The sequence below is a fragment of the Lysinibacillus sp. NPDC096382 genome, assembly GCF_044762845.1.
Classification (GTDB): Bacteria; Bacillota; Bacilli; order Bacillales_A; family Planococcaceae; genus Lysinibacillus.
Window position 1 is genome coordinate 58,033 of record NZ_JBIWFC010000006.1, and the last position, 15,178, is coordinate 73,210.

16 protein-coding genes are annotated in these 15,178 nt (G+C 36.4%); 2 read left to right on the top strand and 14 right to left on the bottom strand.

The annotated features are described in order from the left end of the window. Positions 1–9 precede the first annotated feature (9 nt). Positions 10–276: a DUF3055 domain-containing protein gene (locus ACIQZA_RS10810; protein ID WP_142510564.1), complete on the top strand. Its 267-nt coding sequence runs from the start codon at positions 10–12 to the stop codon at positions 274–276. Between the two features lie 177 nt (positions 277–453). Here the strand turns inward: ACIQZA_RS10810 and ACIQZA_RS10815 are convergent, their stop codons facing one another. The 12 genes from ACIQZA_RS10815 to ACIQZA_RS10870 form a co-directional block, all read right to left on the bottom strand. Continuing rightward, the gene (locus tag ACIQZA_RS10815; protein WP_142510565.1) at positions 454–648 is read right to left on the bottom strand and encodes a hypothetical protein; all 195 of its coding nucleotides are present in this window, start codon (positions 646–648) and stop codon (positions 454–456) included. A 64-nt stretch (positions 649–712) separates the two neighbouring features. After that, entirely contained in the window at positions 713–1,240 is a 528-nt protein-coding gene (locus tag ACIQZA_RS10820) for a D-glycero-alpha-D-manno-heptose-1,7-bisphosphate 7-phosphatase (RefSeq protein WP_402881496.1), read from the bottom strand. Between the two features lie 387 nt (positions 1,241–1,627). Next, entirely contained in the window at positions 1,628–1,981 is a 354-nt protein-coding gene (locus ACIQZA_RS10825; RefSeq protein ID WP_142511003.1) for a YutD family protein, read from the bottom strand. Positions 1,982–2,013: 32 nt separating this feature from the next. Further along, the gene (lipA, locus tag ACIQZA_RS10830; protein ID WP_132361772.1) at positions 2,014–2,937 is read right to left on the bottom strand and encodes a lipoyl synthase; all 924 of its coding nucleotides are present in this window, start codon (positions 2,935–2,937) and stop codon (positions 2,014–2,016) included. Positions 2,938–3,208: 271 nt separating this feature from the next. Continuing rightward, a complete protein-coding gene (yunB, locus tag ACIQZA_RS10835) occupies positions 3,209–3,976 on the bottom strand; it encodes a sporulation protein YunB (protein ID WP_402881696.1) in 768 nt (255 codons plus the stop codon). Positions 3,977–4,040: 64 nt separating this feature from the next. Continuing rightward, positions 4,041–5,150, bottom strand: a complete 1,110-nt coding sequence (locus tag ACIQZA_RS10840) for an HD-GYP domain-containing protein (RefSeq protein ID WP_400938759.1) — start codon at positions 5,148–5,150, stop codon at positions 4,041–4,043. A 41-nt stretch (positions 5,151–5,191) separates the two neighbouring features. Then, the gene (locus ACIQZA_RS10845) at positions 5,192–6,556 is read right to left on the bottom strand and encodes a bifunctional metallophosphatase/5'-nucleotidase (RefSeq protein ID WP_402881499.1); all 1,365 of its coding nucleotides are present in this window, start codon (positions 6,554–6,556) and stop codon (positions 5,192–5,194) included. Between the two features lie 82 nt (positions 6,557–6,638). Further along, a complete protein-coding gene (locus ACIQZA_RS10850; protein ID WP_402881502.1) occupies positions 6,639–7,460 on the bottom strand; it encodes a sulfite exporter TauE/SafE family protein in 822 nt (273 codons plus the stop codon). Continuing rightward, positions 7,460–8,317, bottom strand: a complete 858-nt coding sequence (locus tag ACIQZA_RS10855; protein WP_402881504.1) for a DUF72 domain-containing protein — start codon at positions 8,315–8,317, stop codon at positions 7,460–7,462. Before ACIQZA_RS10855 ends, ACIQZA_RS10850 begins: the two co-directional genes overlap by 1 nt. A 199-nt stretch (positions 8,318–8,516) precedes the next feature. Beyond that, a complete protein-coding gene (locus ACIQZA_RS10860) occupies positions 8,517–9,119 on the bottom strand; it encodes a nitroreductase family protein (protein ID WP_400938769.1) in 603 nt (200 codons plus the stop codon). A gap of 91 nt (positions 9,120–9,210) precedes the next feature. Beyond that, complete coding sequence (locus ACIQZA_RS10865; protein WP_400938772.1) at positions 9,211–9,810, bottom strand: DsbA family oxidoreductase; 600 nt, start codon at positions 9,808–9,810, stop codon at positions 9,211–9,213. A 300-nt stretch (positions 9,811–10,110) separates the two neighbouring features. Then, positions 10,111–10,548 carry an Rrf2 family transcriptional regulator gene (locus ACIQZA_RS10870; RefSeq protein ID WP_400938955.1) on the bottom strand — a complete coding sequence of 146 codons (438 nt, stop codon included), beginning with the start codon at positions 10,546–10,548 and terminating at the stop codon, positions 10,111–10,113. 1,056 nt (positions 10,549–11,604) lie between these two features. Here ACIQZA_RS10870 and ACIQZA_RS10875 point away from each other — a divergent pair. Next, entirely contained in the window at positions 11,605–12,471 is an 867-nt protein-coding gene (locus tag ACIQZA_RS10875) for a ferritin-like domain-containing protein (protein ID WP_402881507.1), read from the top strand. A gap of 128 nt (positions 12,472–12,599) precedes the next feature. On the opposite strand, the gene ACIQZA_RS10880 is transcribed toward ACIQZA_RS10875, so the two are convergent. Both ACIQZA_RS10880 and ACIQZA_RS10885 read right to left on the bottom strand, forming a co-directional pair. Next, positions 12,600–13,958 (bottom strand): lytic polysaccharide monooxygenase, encoded by a 1,359-nt coding sequence (locus tag ACIQZA_RS10880; protein WP_402881509.1) that lies wholly within the window; start codon positions 13,956–13,958, stop codon positions 12,600–12,602. Between the two features lie 880 nt (positions 13,959–14,838). Then, a complete protein-coding gene (locus tag ACIQZA_RS10885) occupies positions 14,839–15,018 on the bottom strand; it encodes a hypothetical protein (RefSeq protein ID WP_402881511.1) in 180 nt (59 codons plus the stop codon). Positions 15,019–15,178: the final 160 nt, after the last annotated feature.

Here is a 15,178-nt window from a genome sequence, read left to right on the forward strand (position 1 = left end):
GATTAAAAGATGGAACGTTTTTTTTTATATGATGATGTAGAGGATACAAAAACACGCTTTGTTAGTTTTGCAGGGAATAGGTTACGTTATGATTTAGCCATTTTGCAATCGGGTCGTTTCTTTGGAAAAGTGCTTGTCATGGATATTCAATTTGGACGCTTTGCTATAATTGGTCCAGATGATGTAGAAGAGCCTGGCTATCTTGAACACGTATACAATCGCACAGAGGAAGATACAGTCGAGCTACGGGAATACTTACGTGAATTATTAAATTAACACCCTCCAAAGTGGGTGTTTTTTTGTGCCTGCAATATAGCAATTAAGAATTTAATACAAAAAAATTCCGCTTTTCTGCGAAAATAGGGTTCTAATTTACGCACTGTGCAACAGAAGGTTGGCGGAATTTTTTTGTAAATATCTTAAGTATCAATTATGCCTCATCGGATCGTGCCCCTACTTTTCATTATTTAATTTAGCAGGATTATCCTTATTGCGAGGCTTGTCTTTGTTCTCATTGTCATTTTGTTTTTTGGCTTGTTGATTTTGCCCAATTACTCCTAAGTCATCAACACTAATATCAAAGCCAAATCCATATTCTTCTCGATCTAACGATTTTTTATTTTCTTTAGTCAAATTAATCACCTCCAATAAATAAATTATCCTTATTTACATGATTTATACGCTTTGTCTTTCCACTTCAACAATACTAGCGTTATGCTATTGCATCCTTAATAATCCAATCAGCAGCACTAATTAAATCTGGAAAAATCGCATCTGCCAGTGGATCTTTCGCACCTAAAAATACTCCCTTAGTTCCTGCTCGTTTGCCTGCTATAATATCTGTATCCGTATCTCCCACCATGTAGGATTTTGCTAAGTCAATATTATATTTTTCACCAAGATCTACGATTAATTTACTACTGGGTTTACGGCAGGCACAGCCCGACTTTGGTTTATGGGGGCAATAGACAACTTCGTGAATCATGGCCCCTTCCTTCTTCAATTCTTTTACCATATGCTCGTGTATTTTTTGTAGCTGCGTTTCTTTCATAAACCCCAATCCAACGCCACCTTGATTGGTTACTACAAATATATAGTCGAAGTATTTATTCAATTTTTTTATAGCTTTCGAAACATGCGGCAGGAAATAGAGATCCTTAGGTTTATTGACAAATTTAACGCGATCTGTTAAAACTTCATTGATGACCCCATCACGATCCAAAAATACAGCTTTTTTCATCTAAACAACACACACCTTTAATAAAACTAAAATTAATTTTAAAATCCGTCCTTTTTGATTCACCACCAAAAGTTGGAGATGGTATTTGTTAAAACGTATATCCTGAATATAAGTTGATTGGAGTGGAGGCTGGGCGACTCTTTGGGGAACAGCGTCACAGATGAGACCCTGCAGCGAAGCGGCAGCAACAAATGTTTTTTCTGTGCGAAAGCGAAGCGGCAGCAACAAATGTTTTTTCTGTGCGAAAGCGAAGCGGCAGCTACAAAGCGCCCAGTTGGAACGGAAATCAACCACACGCTATGCCATATTTTTATTATTACCAGATTTTAAAAACCTATCACTACAAAGTAAAAACCTGATGCAAAATTCGCATCAGGTTTTAAAAGTTTATTCTGCTATTTGTGCATTCTCAACAAGCTTTGTCACTTCATGTTCTTCACTTACTACAGCTTCTGGCTGTTGAGTAGATTTGCCGGATTTTCGCAAGACGAAATATGCACAGCCAAAATTACAATACTCAAATAAGTAATCTTGTAATGTACTAATCTTCGTATCGAAAGTGGCTTTTTGATTTTTATCATCAAAAAAGCCTTTTAAGCGTAATTGACTATAGCCCCAGTCGCCCACAATATAATCATATCTGGCTAAAATATCTGAGTATCGTTCCTTGAATACTTCCTCTTGAAAAGCTTCTTTGTAATCTTCAATAATCTCGTATTCATATCCTTCTATATTGATCAAAGTGGCACCGCCTTCTATTTCAGCATTTGTTCTTACTGTTCTGCTTGTAGCTGACGTTCTTTTGTCGCTTCGTTAACTTGTTCATCAGCATGATAGCTACTACGTACAAGTGGGCCTGCCTCACAATGCTTAAACCCTTTTTCCATTGCGATTTTACGCAGTTTACCAAACTCTATTGGAGAATAATACTTTTTAACAGGCAAATGCTTTTTCGTTGGCTGTAAGTATTGACCAATTGTCATAATATCTACGTCGTTTGCTCGTAAATCGTCCATAACTTCTAAAATTTCTTCATGTGTTTCACCTAAGCCTATCATTAATGATGACTTCGTAGGGATGTCTGGCTGCATTTCTTTTGCCAAACGAAGAAACTCTAATGAACGCTCATATTTTGCACGTGCACGTACTCTTGGCGTTAAGCGACGCACTGTTTCAATATTATGATTTAAAATATCCGGCTTCGCATCCATTAACATTTGAAGGTTCTCTTGTAAACCACCTAAATCGGATGGTAAAACTTCAATCGATGTAAACGGACTTTTACGACGAATCGCACGGACTGTTTCAGCTAATACTTGCGCACCGCCATCCTTTAAGTCATCACGTGCTACCATTGTAATAACAACGTGCTTCAAGTTCATAATAGCTACTGAATCTGCTACTCGTTCTGGCTCAGCTAGGTCTAATTCATTTGGTAAGCCTGTTTTAACAGCACAGAAACGGCAAGCACGCGTACAAACAGATCCAAGGATCATCATTGTTGCTGTACGTCGTTCACCCCAGCATTCATGAATATTAGGACAGCGTGCCTCCTCACATACTGTATGCAGATTTTTTTCACGCATGAGCTTCTTTAGCCCTTTATATTCATCATTTGTGTTTAATTTAATTTTTAACCAATCTGGTTTTCTTAAATATTCTTCTTTTTCTTTGCTTGTAGGTTTACAAGATGTCATACGGATATCGCCCCTATCAAATATATGCAGTTTTTATATTACTATCTTCACTGTCAATGTAACATATTAAATGAACTCCAACAACTATAACAATCTAATATGCCTCGGCATAATTGCGTCCGGAATTGGCTTTGTGCTTAGGCCTGCGTGATGCATGTCAGTGGATGTGAAGTTCTTAGCCTTAGTTCCTCTATTCAGTAGGTGTTTGGACACTTTACCTGTCGCTAAGCTTTCGGTACAAAGAACATTTGCTGAAAGAAGTTAAACATTTTTACTTTTTAGGAGTGATAGGTACTTGAATTGAAGGTACCTCTTCACCACCTTTTGAATAAACACTTGGAACATCCCCTCTTACTAAGCCCATTGCCACTGGAATATCCTGAGTAACTGTAGTAGTTTTACTAGCAAAAGGGACAATAATTTGCACTTTTACTTCTATATGAATCCCTACCGACATATAGGCACTATTTATACCATATTCCTCTATTGAAGAAGTAACTTCACTATGCACATTGCCAATTACATGAAAGCGTATTGGAATTTTAGGTCCTAAATTCCCGATTAAAGGGATATTAGCCGCCTGACTCAACGGCATATAAAAAACTACCCCATTACCTTCATTGATCTTGTTATAATCATATTCAACATTATCAAGATTTGGCAAATGCGACAACTCTCCTTGCTCTGCCTGCTCTAAATACAATTTTACTTGATTGACCGTTTCTGTTCGAACTCGATTAATCGTTTCAGTATTAACTTTCAAATCAGCATGGTTCCCAGGGGATACTTCTACAAGAATATCATTAACATCCATAACACTTGATGTACGAGAATCAATCGCTTTACTCACAACGGAAGATGCAATTTTAGCCGTTTGTATTTCAGCATAATCTAAGTAGGTCGGCATAAGCTGCTCATTTAAATAATAAATAAATAAAAAAACACCGATAATAACAAATACAACTACTAGGGTTAATCGATTCAATCGATTTCCCTTTTTTCTATAGTTGCTATGATTACTATATGATCGTAATTTCATTCTTTTTCGAGGGAAAAACAAAAAATCTCCTCCTGTTCCTTAACGTATGAACAGGAGGAGATTTTTATTCGATTTTCAATGGTACAACATAATCTACTTCAACGCTTTCTATTATTACGGTTGGGTAGTCCACAAAATTAATTTCATATGTAGCTGCTATTAATTGATTTTGTTCCTCAAAAATACGAACCCAAGGTAATGCGGCATTCAATGCATTTTGTCTCGATACAATACCTCGGCGCCCATCCGATAATTTTAAAATAACACCATTTGGATAATGTACAACAGACCTTTTCAATGCTTTTACAATACGTGCATCGTATATCGTTCCAGCGCCTGCTTCTAAAATTGCTAGACCCTGGGAAGGTAGCATTTTTTCTCGATATACACGACTTGTAGTCACCGCATCAAAGACGTCTGCTACACCAATAATTTTGGCAAACGGATGGATTTCAAAATCTACCAAGCCCCTTGGATAGCCACTCCCATCAATCCGTTCATGATGTTGGAAAGCACAATGTGCAACAATCAATGATATGGAATGTAAATTACGTAACAAATCAAAACCATATCGAGTATGCTGCTTCATCGTTTCAAACTCTTCACACGTTAGGCGCTCAGGCTTTGTGAGGATCTCTTTTGGTACCATAAGCTTCCCAATGTCATGTAACAAAGCGCCAATCCCAATTAAACGTAAATCCTCTACTGAGTATCCAAGCTCTTTCGCAATCGCTATCGAATATAGTGTGACTTGAAAGGAATGTTGATATAAATATTCATCAAATAAATACGCATCTGTTAGTATTGTTAAAATTTCATCATTACCCTTAACTGCCAACAGTAACTCGTCTACAATTGAGACAATTGCTTTTGATTGTTGGTCAAGCACATAAGAGGCATTTACTGGATTTAAACCATTGATTGATTGGAAAGAATCTTTAATGGTTGAAATTGCTTTATTTCGAATAACAGTTGGAACTGTTTCTTGTACCTCAATACCCTTAGAAATTTTATCGTCAATATATAAATAATGCGTATTTAATTGTTGAAGCCTTTGTATGATACGTTCATTAATGACAACATCTTTCTTTAAAAGAGGATGCCCCGCCTCATTCCAAATGGTTCTTGCTAATACCATTCCTTCTTTTAATACATCGATTGAAATTAATCGCATGACCTTTTCCCCAATCCATTCTTAAAGCGTTTTATCTACTATTACTTAAAGAATCTTTGACCATAATCTATCATAATGTTTCGTAAAAATTCTGGTAGAATATATTTTTTCTTAGCATATTTAAAGCTTGGATAAAAATAACCGAACGTAAACAAATCAAGTGTTACTAATTTATAAATTCGATCATTATCTGCAAGCTTCCCATTGATAAGTAATTGGCGATCTTCATTCATCGAAAAGCCATAAGTTAACATCTTCCCAAAAATAACGCCTCTAAACCCTAATCCTTTTAGCTCAATATATGGCCATTCTTCATTTTTAGATTGCTGAAAAATTTCTTTCATTTCAGCAACTGATAATTCAATCGTACATAAATTTATAGGATGTGGGAAAATTCTATGCAAATCTAGTGCTGTCACTGTTCCCTTAGGTAATCCATCTAAAAAAATACCCGCGTTAAATAACGCACAATCTGCTCCACTTTTCTCTAAAATCGCACGCGCGAACAAATCTGATAATTGCGAATAATGGAACCATTCCTTGTTGTACGATTTTCCCGTAGTGAATACTGGAATATCAAGTAATCGTTTGCCTTCCTTTTCAAAATATTGAACGATTTCATGTTCATTTTTAATCGCAGGCAAATCATTATTATGAATTAATGTATCCTTTTTTTCAACAATTTCCCTAGATTTTGTATCATATTCTAACGTAAGATGGCCAGTATATTGTCCAAATTTCCCTCCACCCGTTAATAAAACGCCATTAATTAGCTTTCCATTAGGGAGAACATGATGTGTATGTGAGCCGAATATAACATCTATTTCTGGGCATTCCTCAGCTAAAAGCTCATCCTCTGTTATCCCTAAATGTGACAAACAAACAATTATATCTACTTCTTTGCGAAGCTGAAGTGCTAAGCGAATGAGTGAACTTCGTGCCTCATCTATCTCCCAGTCTAATTCGTTATAATAAATTTCAAACATAGCCGTTGCTGCAATGGCTGCAACCTTTGTGCCATAAGCAGTTGTTAATACAACATACGGCTTCATCCACGCTGGGTTTGGTACTTGAGAGGCATTCACATTAGCAACTACTACGTCAAAAGTTGCTTCATCATACAAATGGTATAGCTCCTCATGGGACAACGTTATACCTTCATTATTACCAATTGTCACTACGTCGTAGCCCGCTTCATTCAATAATCTCACATTGCCCTTACCGACTGTTGCTTCCGTATAAATATTTGAACGATCTAAATGATCGCCAACATCAAATAAATAACTTGTTTCTCCCATGGTTGTAAGCTTCGTACGCATTTCTTCCACATAGGTTTGCATTCGTGGCCAATACTTAAAATGACTGTGCAAATCATTCGTATGAAATATATGAATTTTTTCCAGCAATTAAGCCACCTCTTCTTTAAAATAGCTTCTATGTCTGTAGAAGACTTTCTATCAAAATCATCTTTACTTTCCGGACCTAATATCACAATAACCCTTCGATAATAGAACGAATTCCTAATAATAATAAAATAACTCGAAGCGCTACTACAAGCGTATCTGATTTAATTCTTTTATTTAATGCGGCCCCTAGCTTTGCTCCAATATAAGCTCCTGGGATAACAGGAATCGTATAGAGCCATGGAACGTGTCCTAAATAAACATGACTCGCTGAATTAACAATCGACGATAAAAATACCATGAACATCGATGTTGCCACTGCAACGTGCGGTGGGAATAAAAATAAAATAATCATGGCAGGCACGATCATCGAGCCTCCACCAATACCAAATAATCCAGAGGCAAAGCCTATGCCAAATGTTAATGCAATGGCAAACCAAATGGGATACCCATATATAAAGGTATTTCCTTCTTTATCTTTGAACTCCTGTTGCCTGCCGTTTTTTACAAACCATTCTACAGGTTTCAATCGATCACGTACAAGTAATATCGTCGCTAAAATGATGAGTAAAATACCAAAATACAAATTAAATGATGGTACATCTAGCCCCTTATTTACCCATGCACCCAGCATTGTTCCAGGTATACTTCCTATAAAGAATATCCAACCACTCTTATAATCAACTGTTTTAGATTTCATATAGCTTAATGTAGAGGCAAGTCCAGTAAAAATCATCATGACAACAGATAAACCAACTACTTTTTGAGGAGTGATATCTGGTATCATCCCTAGATTTAACCCAACGTATAAAGTTGCTGGAACTAAGATAATCCCTCCGCCAAGCCCAACCAACGAGCCAATTATCCCAGATAATAATGCTATAATAACTAAAACAAAAAATTCCATTATAGTTCCCCTTCAAACATGTTTAATTGTTTAGGCGCTAACCCTATGTCTTTAATCGCTAGAATACCTTGTAATTCCTTTGCATTTTTCGCAGCATGAAGCCCTGAATTATTATTAAATAATACATATAGATCCTGTACTTCTGATTGGAGATGTTTCAAATGCTGTCCAAGCTGCTGCAATTCTTCACTATTGTAATCATATAAAAAGCGAACCTTCCGCCAGTTCTCGGCATTACCAGTATTACGCCAGCCATGAATGTTACGTCCATGAATACGTACAAGTGCCTTCGTCGCAGTAGCCGTAGGATAAAATGGTACAGAACCTACGCCAGCCTGTGGTTCATCACAAATTGTATGAATAAATTGATGCTCTCGTAAAAAATCCATTGTTTGCTGTACTACATTGTCCGCATACCATGTTCGATTGCGAAACTCAATAGCTACGTCAAAGCCTTTGAGCTGCTGCCTAATATACAATAAATATTGTACATTCTTAGTCTGACAATCAAACCACGGTGGGAATTGTGCTAGTACAATCGCCAACTTCCCATGACGTTTAAATTCATTGGCACATTCGATAAAGGCATTAAACATGTCATTCTTTGATTCAAACGGTATGTCGCCACGTAAATGACCAGTCATTCCTTGATAGGCCTTCACAACAAAACGAAAATTTCCGGGTGTATCTTCACACCACTTTCGAACATTCTCTTTAGAAGGTATTGCATAAAAAGAAGTATCTACTTCTACTGTTAAAAAGTGACCAGTATAATCGAATAATTTGTCCTTTGAGGCAGTCACTTCACTATAAAGCGAAGGATGATCACCCCAACCAGTTAATCCAACTATAATCATGTGACCCCCTCCTCTATGTATATTTATCATAGCATATACTTTCTAATGAAATATGAACGTATCGTAAAAAACCTAGCTTATAAACAAGGCATATATGGATATTATCATACAATATATAGGGTCAATTTCCATTTGACTAAAAATTAAAAACCCGGTTAAGTGCATCACGTCCACTTAACCGGGTTTATTATTGATTTAATTAATAAAACTTCACTACATCTTCAAAAGGTAAAGAAGTTTTTTCTCCTGGTTGCTCATTTGGCTCACCGAATGGCATTTGAGCTACAAGGCTCCATTCTGCTGGAATATTCCAAGTTTCTTTAACTTCCTCGTCAATAATTGGATTGTAGTGCTGAATAGATGCGCCAATTCCTTCAGTAGTTAAAGACATCCATGTTGCGTATTGTAGCATAGCATTTCCTTGATGAGACCAGAAAGGGAATTGATCTTTATAAGAAGGAGCATTTTCTTGCATTTGTTCGATTGTTGCTTGATTTTCAAAGAATAAGATTGTTCCTACTCCATCTTTAAAGCCATGTAAACGCTCTTCTGTTGCAGCAAAATTTTCTGCTGGAACACGCGCACGTAATGTTTCTTTAACAATATCCCAAAACTTTTCATGTTCATTATCCATTAAAACTACTACGCGTCCACTTTGCATATTAAATGAAGATGGTGCATGTACACTAATTTTTAATAGCTCTTCCATTTTTTCTTTTGTAATCGCTGCGTTCTTTTTCACTTTACGGATTGAACGGCGATTAATAATTGCTTCTTTTAAATTAGTTGTTGTTACTGACATTTGTAGTTCCTCCAAATTTTAATTAAATTTATATATAGACTTTTCCATGCAGCCTTCATTTGGCTACTGTTTAAATCTAAATTTCCATTTTCTATTTTTTTAATTGCTGATCGATGACTTGCTCTATTCTTTCTTTACTAGCTAACCCTTGGATTATTTCATCACCAATAATTAGTGTAGGAACAGCCGTAATATTTGCTTCTTCATATGCATGCCTTAGAGACTCTTGATGTACTTCACGATATTTACCTGAAAGCAAAGATTTTTTGAATTCGTCTTTTGGCAGACCTACCTCATTTGCTAATTGAGTTAACACGTCTACATCCTCAATATTTTGTTCCTCTTGGAAAAATGCTGTGAAAACTCTATGATGAAATTCATTTCCTTTTTGATATACCTTAGCGAATTGATATCCTTCAAAAGCTAAATTTGTATAAGGATGTGGAGATACACGCGGTAATCGCATATCAATCCCTAGCTTTTTAGCTGTAGGGAGAATATAGGAGTCCCACGAACCTAATTTAGCAGGCTCTTTCCAAGGATCAATTTTAGGATACGGTTTAGGCCTTAATTCAAACGGCATCCATTCTATGTCAATATCCTTTTCTTTTGCAATTTCATCTAATGGCCCTTTCCCTAAAAAACAGAAAGGACAAATAAAATCCGAATATGCTTTTATTTTAAGGGTCATCCAATAAACCTTCCTTTCTCTTTTTGTTGTAACCATAATAGTTACAACTAAGTCAAATAAATAATGCATTCAGATCAATTATACCTCGGCATAATTGCGTCCGAAATCGGCTTTGTGCTGAGACCTGCAGATGTTTTTTGCGCGAAAGCGTAGCGTCAGCAGCAGATGTTTTTTGTGCGAAAGCGCAGTGCTAACGTAGCGTCAGCAACACTGATGCAAGTCAGTTAGCCGTTATCGCATGGATACGATGATTCCTTTCCGATTTCTGCGACATCCACTGATAGAAGTGAAAGGAATGCATTATTTTGATTGTTGAATTTCACGGACTAAAGATGTAATCACTTGTTCCATAGTAATATTAGCCAATACTTGTTCCATTGCTTCTTGTGCTTGCACTAAAATTAGCTCTAACACAGCCTGTATATTTGCACCTATAGGACAATCAGGATTTGGATTTTCATGTAGATGAAATAACTGATCTTCTTCTACAACTTCTACTGATCGAAAAACATCCAACAAAGTGATAGCATCCAGATCTTTAACTAAAGAAGCTCCACCTGTTCCCCTACGCACTTGCACTATACCTGCCTTTTTAAGATAGGATACTATCTTCCTAATCACTACTGGATTTGTATTTACGCTTTCCGCCATAAATTCTGATGTGCAAATAGTCGATGGATTTTGTTTGATGATTGATAAAATATGAACAGCAATTGTAAAACGACTGCTAATTTTAATCTTCATCACCTCCAGCTGTAACCATTATAGTTACAACAAGAAAATAAGTCAACTGTTTTTATAAGCAAATCAGACATGTTGATAAACTATATTTTACTGTGATATCGAAGGCTTATTTACACTGCTGGTTGCTCGCTTAGGAGTCGAGCATCTTCGCTACAATCAACGAATAAGCTATTTCACGCAGTTAATAGTTTTATAGAGAGGTTCATAACAAAGACATCTCTTCATTTTCCTATCTATTCATGTCTGAAAAAATATTATCATTTATCCCTCGGTATAATTGTAGCTGTCGCAATCTTTCGCGCAGATATACATGGCATCCGGAATCGCCTTGAGGGATGGATATGAAATGTCTGAGATCACCTGAGTTTGCTCCATGAGCGCGGGTAAATTAGATGGATCAGCGCCAAAATTTTCAGGATTATTCTTACTAGCCAGTAGTTGCATCACCCAAATCGTCGGCTGAGGCGTCCAAATCGCAAAAGCCGATGTGATTAGAACAATAACAAAAAAAACCATTCGTATAAGCTTAGTTAATTTGAGAATTTACTTTTTTCCTAATCGTTGATGGGATTCTTGTATCTGCGACTTATAGTAATTTTCATCTACTATACTACATATTTGTCATTTTACAATTTTCTGACTATACAAGGAATTCAAACCTATATAAAATGCCAGGCAATTATGTTTAACAACCTCGCTAGGCGAAAATGAAATGACTTTGCACAATTACCTATACACAAAGCATAAGATAAGTTGATGGATCAATTATGCCCCGGCATAATTACGTCCGGAATCGGCTTTGTGCTTAGGCCTGCAATTATTTTTGGGGCGAAGGTGTCGCTACAACGACACCGATGCAGGTCAGTTAGCCGTTATCACACGGATGCGATGATTTTAGGCTAACATCCTTTATTAATTCCATTCCGATTCCGTGACATCCGCCGGAGGCTTTAGCTTCTTTCAGCGGATGTCTTTTGTACCGAAAGCGTAAGACAGGTACAGGTGTTTGGACACCCGCTGAAAGAAGAGTTAAACAAAAGGAGGACAACGATGTATCCAAATCAATACTATTATCATTATGCTCCACAGCATAATGGTACTTATCCTATGCTAAACGATGCTCAACTTGTAAATGATATTCAGAAGGCAATTAATGCTGAATATAGTGCCATTGCTTGTTATGAGAAGTTAGCTAAGATGGCTCCTACCGAGGATGAAAAGAATAGAATACTTGAGATTCAAAAGGATGAACTACGCCATCTCGAGGAATTTAGCAAACTTTATACGAATTTAACAGGAAGAAAGCCTTCTTATCAAATAATTGAGGAATGTCCGGACAACTATAGGGCTGGAATCGAATTTGCTTTTAAAGATGAACAAGAAGCTGTTGATTCTTATTTAGATATAGCAGATAAAGCAAATGATCCGATGATTAAAGAAAGATTTCGACGTGCAGCAGCGGACGAGCAAAATCACGCTGTATGGTTTTTGTTTTTTTTTTCAAAAAGCCCCGAGATAAATAGGGAAACTCAAAATGACAGTGATCAAGATACATTACTGCCTTCTACATTGACGTCTCCTCAACTGTTTGGTGAAAACTTAGCTCAATCTATTTTTGATCATTTTCTAGGAAACTTTAACTTTTTTAATAATACATTGGGGCATATAAATGCTTTATTGCCATTTTCCGAACGTAATTGGGTACCGTTTTCTAATGACGAATCGCAGTTATTCGTAACAAACTTAGAAAACAATAAAATAGCCTATGTGGCTAGGAGTCAGAAGGAAAAAGACAATGTATCTATGTCCGAAACCTTTATTGCATATAATATTCCTAATACAGGTTTTCCAACTGTTTTCCCTCAACTTTATAACGGCTCTTTAAACCATCAAAACAACATTAGGTACTTACCTTGAAGATCAAAAGAAGGAGACGATTTTCAATGTTCGTCTCCTTCAATCTAAACGCTATGCAGATTTTTTACCTTTATATCCAAAAAATAATATTACATAATTTCTTTAAGAAAATCCCTTTTATTAAAACTTTATTTACTTTCTTTCCATAAAGACAATGCGAATATCCAATTTGGATCTCCATATCCTTGATAACTTTGCACAGCTTCATATATTTCCCCTTGATGCTCTACTTTATCACCTTTTGTGTACGCCTTATATGGACTCCATTGCTCATAAGTCGACCCTTGCTCTTTTGTAGTCACAGTGAAAATAGAACTTTTATTAGATTCATTTCCTGCTGCATCAACGGCAGTAACTGCATACATATATGTTGTATTGGATTGTAGATTCATGTCCATAAAGGAAGTAGTTTTCGATGTTCCAACTACAGTCAGTTGCCCTACTTGTGTGCTTCGATATATAACATAGTGGTCAACTGCTACATTATCCTCTGATGCCCCCCACATTAAGTCTACACTTGAGGATGTTACTCCCATCGCATGAAGTGAAGTTGGTTGCGTTGGTGCTTCTGTGTCCGGAACTGCATTCATTGTCTCTACAGCTATAGACTCACTTTCTTTCGAAATATTTCCAGCGGCATCCACTGCCTTTATTGTATATGTATATTTTGTATTCGCTTTTAAATTTTTATCTGTGAATGTTGTTCCCGGTAAAGTTCCAATTGCTTTACCATCGCGTAATACTTGATATTCTTTTACCCCTACATTGTCTGTAGAAGGATTCCATTTTAGCTCAACACTGTTAGAAGTAACTTTCATTGCTTGCAATCCATTCGGTTGACTTGGAGCTTCTTTATCCACATCCACATTATTTACCAAATTTACATCAATTACATTATAGAAAGCATTTGTAGTATCAGCTACATCCCAAACAGCTAGAATCACGTGGTAGCCACTACGGTCAGTTGGCACGTTAATTGTATGAGTTAAATTATTTGATGCAGCAGTACCATTATGTTCAACAGTTCCAATTGGCTCAAGATCAGCACGGGTTAATGGTTTATTAGGATCCCATCCCTTTTTCGTAATATAATAGTGCCACTTGCTTGTTAAATGCGGCGCAGTGTACTTCCATGTAAAGGTATTTGGTCCACCTGTAATCGTATTCTTAAACCAGCGATTTACGGATTGTTGATCGAGGATGCCACCAAACATACCTCCTGCAGATGCAATTTTACCATCAATTGGTCCACCTTGTGGAAATCCTTTTGGTGCCTCTAAGCTCTGTGGCTCATACATAACGTTTCCACAGCTTAAGTTAAGACCGCCATAATTTTGGTTACATAAAGCGGCACGGCTAGCTGGTTTTTCAACAAACCCATGTGCATATGCATTTGGCGCCATTGCCATCCCCATGATTCCAGCTGCTAATATGGCAGCACTTATGCCCTTTTTACTTTTACTTAATTTTGCGAATTTAGTATTCATATAAGTAGTCTCCTTATCTTTGAAAATGTATTTCTACTCGTATGATAGCTATGGATTAAAAATTAGGCAAACTATGTATAAATGTTATAAAAGTCGCATTGTACTGTTATGTTTTTTCGCAAAAGAAGTATATTAATAGCTCTAAATATAGTAATTTTCTTATAAAAATGTGCCGTTTAATTTAAAAAAGCTATATATTTTACCAAAGTGTTCATAAAATATTCAAATTAAAATTTGTCAATTTATGATCTTCTCCACAAGTTTTTATTCGCGTAAAAAAGGTTAGTAAGCTATGTGAACAACATCCGCATAAAAAAAATCGAGTGCACTGCACTCGATTTCTACAAAGGAAATTTGTGGACAATAAGGGGTTGGCTTTAGCGTAAAACCCTTATTTACCTCGTTTATCGGCGTATTATCCGATAGAACCTTCCATTAAATTGTAGCAAAATACAATAACTATATAATAGAAGAAAAGCTTGATATATAGGCATTCAATACATTTCATTTCTGATTCCTAAAAACTTGGAATGATAATCTCTCAATATTTGAACAAAAGCGTCAATGCTCAATTTCTTGTGTTCTAACTCTTTGAGGTTTTTCGTCATTGAATAACCACCTCTTTTCTAATAATTCAGATAATTATATTAATTTCGGTAGGTAACTCAAAATTATACGACTTGGAAATTTTTTCTTCCTCTAGTTTTTCACGCTTTTTTCAGCGTTTCTTTTATCTTTCTAGGCTTTCAATAGTCTGACGATTTGGATTGCTAGAATGGATATTAGTACGGCCATGGCTCCTGTGTAGAAAGTATTCATATTTAGCCCCATTTATTTCTTATAGTTTGGATTTCATTATAACATATCTACCTTACTCTCATTATCCGTAGGTCCATTGTGCAACAGTCGCCCCTTCATTGGCAATTTGATAAGCCTTAAAGGCTTTAACCATATTTTGAATGCCGAGTATCACTCCTTGAACGATAGAAAAGCCTTCAAAAGCTAATACAGCTGCACCAATTGCGACACCAAAGGAAACTATACTATCTTTATTTTTCACGATCCAGTTAATGAAGCTCTGATACTGTCCAGCGTCTTATTTATCGCTCCAGGCAAATTATCCGCAAACTTCGCCATAAGTGGAAGGCATCTTGATTCGTCGTCGCCACACTTTGGAAATTTGGCATCAATCCTAACCCCTTTAGTCGTTGGGGGATAGA

What these genes read in the sequence shown, in the direction of transcription:
- ACIQZA_RS10810 (WP_142510564.1), top strand. Translation starts at nt 10, where the DNA reads ATGGAACGTTTTTTTTTATATGATGATGTAGAGGATACAAAAACACGC.
- ACIQZA_RS10820 (WP_402881496.1), bottom strand. Translation starts at nt 1,240, where the DNA reads ATGAAAAAAGCTGTATTTTTGGATCGTGATGGGGTCATCAATGAAGTT.
- lipA (WP_132361772.1), bottom strand. Translation starts at nt 2,937, where the DNA reads ATGACATCTTGTAAACCTACAAGCAAAGAAAAAGAAGAATATTTAAGA.
- yunB (WP_402881696.1), bottom strand. Translation starts at nt 3,976, where the DNA reads ATGAAATTACGATCATATAGTAATCATAGCAACTATAGAAAAAAGGGA.
- ACIQZA_RS10840 (WP_400938759.1), bottom strand. Translation starts at nt 5,150, where the DNA reads ATGCGATTAATTTCAATCGATGTATTAAAAGAAGGAATGGTATTAGCA.
- ACIQZA_RS10850 (WP_402881502.1), bottom strand. Translation starts at nt 7,460, where the DNA reads ATGGAATTTTTTGTTTTAGTTATTATAGCATTATTATCTGGGATAATT.
- ACIQZA_RS10855 (WP_402881504.1), bottom strand. Translation starts at nt 8,317, where the DNA reads ATGATTATAGTTGGATTAACTGGTTGGGGTGATCATCCTTCGCTTTAT.
- ACIQZA_RS10860 (WP_400938769.1), bottom strand. Translation starts at nt 9,119, where the DNA reads ATGTCAGTAACAACAACTAATTTAAAAGAAGCAATTATTAATCGCCGT.
- ACIQZA_RS10865 (WP_400938772.1), bottom strand. Translation starts at nt 9,810, where the DNA reads ATGACCCTTAAAATAAAAGCATATTCGGATTTTATTTGTCCTTTCTGT.
- ACIQZA_RS10875 (WP_402881507.1), top strand. Translation starts at nt 11,605, where the DNA reads ATGTATCCAAATCAATACTATTATCATTATGCTCCACAGCATAATGGT.
- ACIQZA_RS10880 (WP_402881509.1), bottom strand. Translation starts at nt 13,958, where the DNA reads ATGAATACTAAATTCGCAAAATTAAGTAAAAGTAAAAAGGGCATAAGT.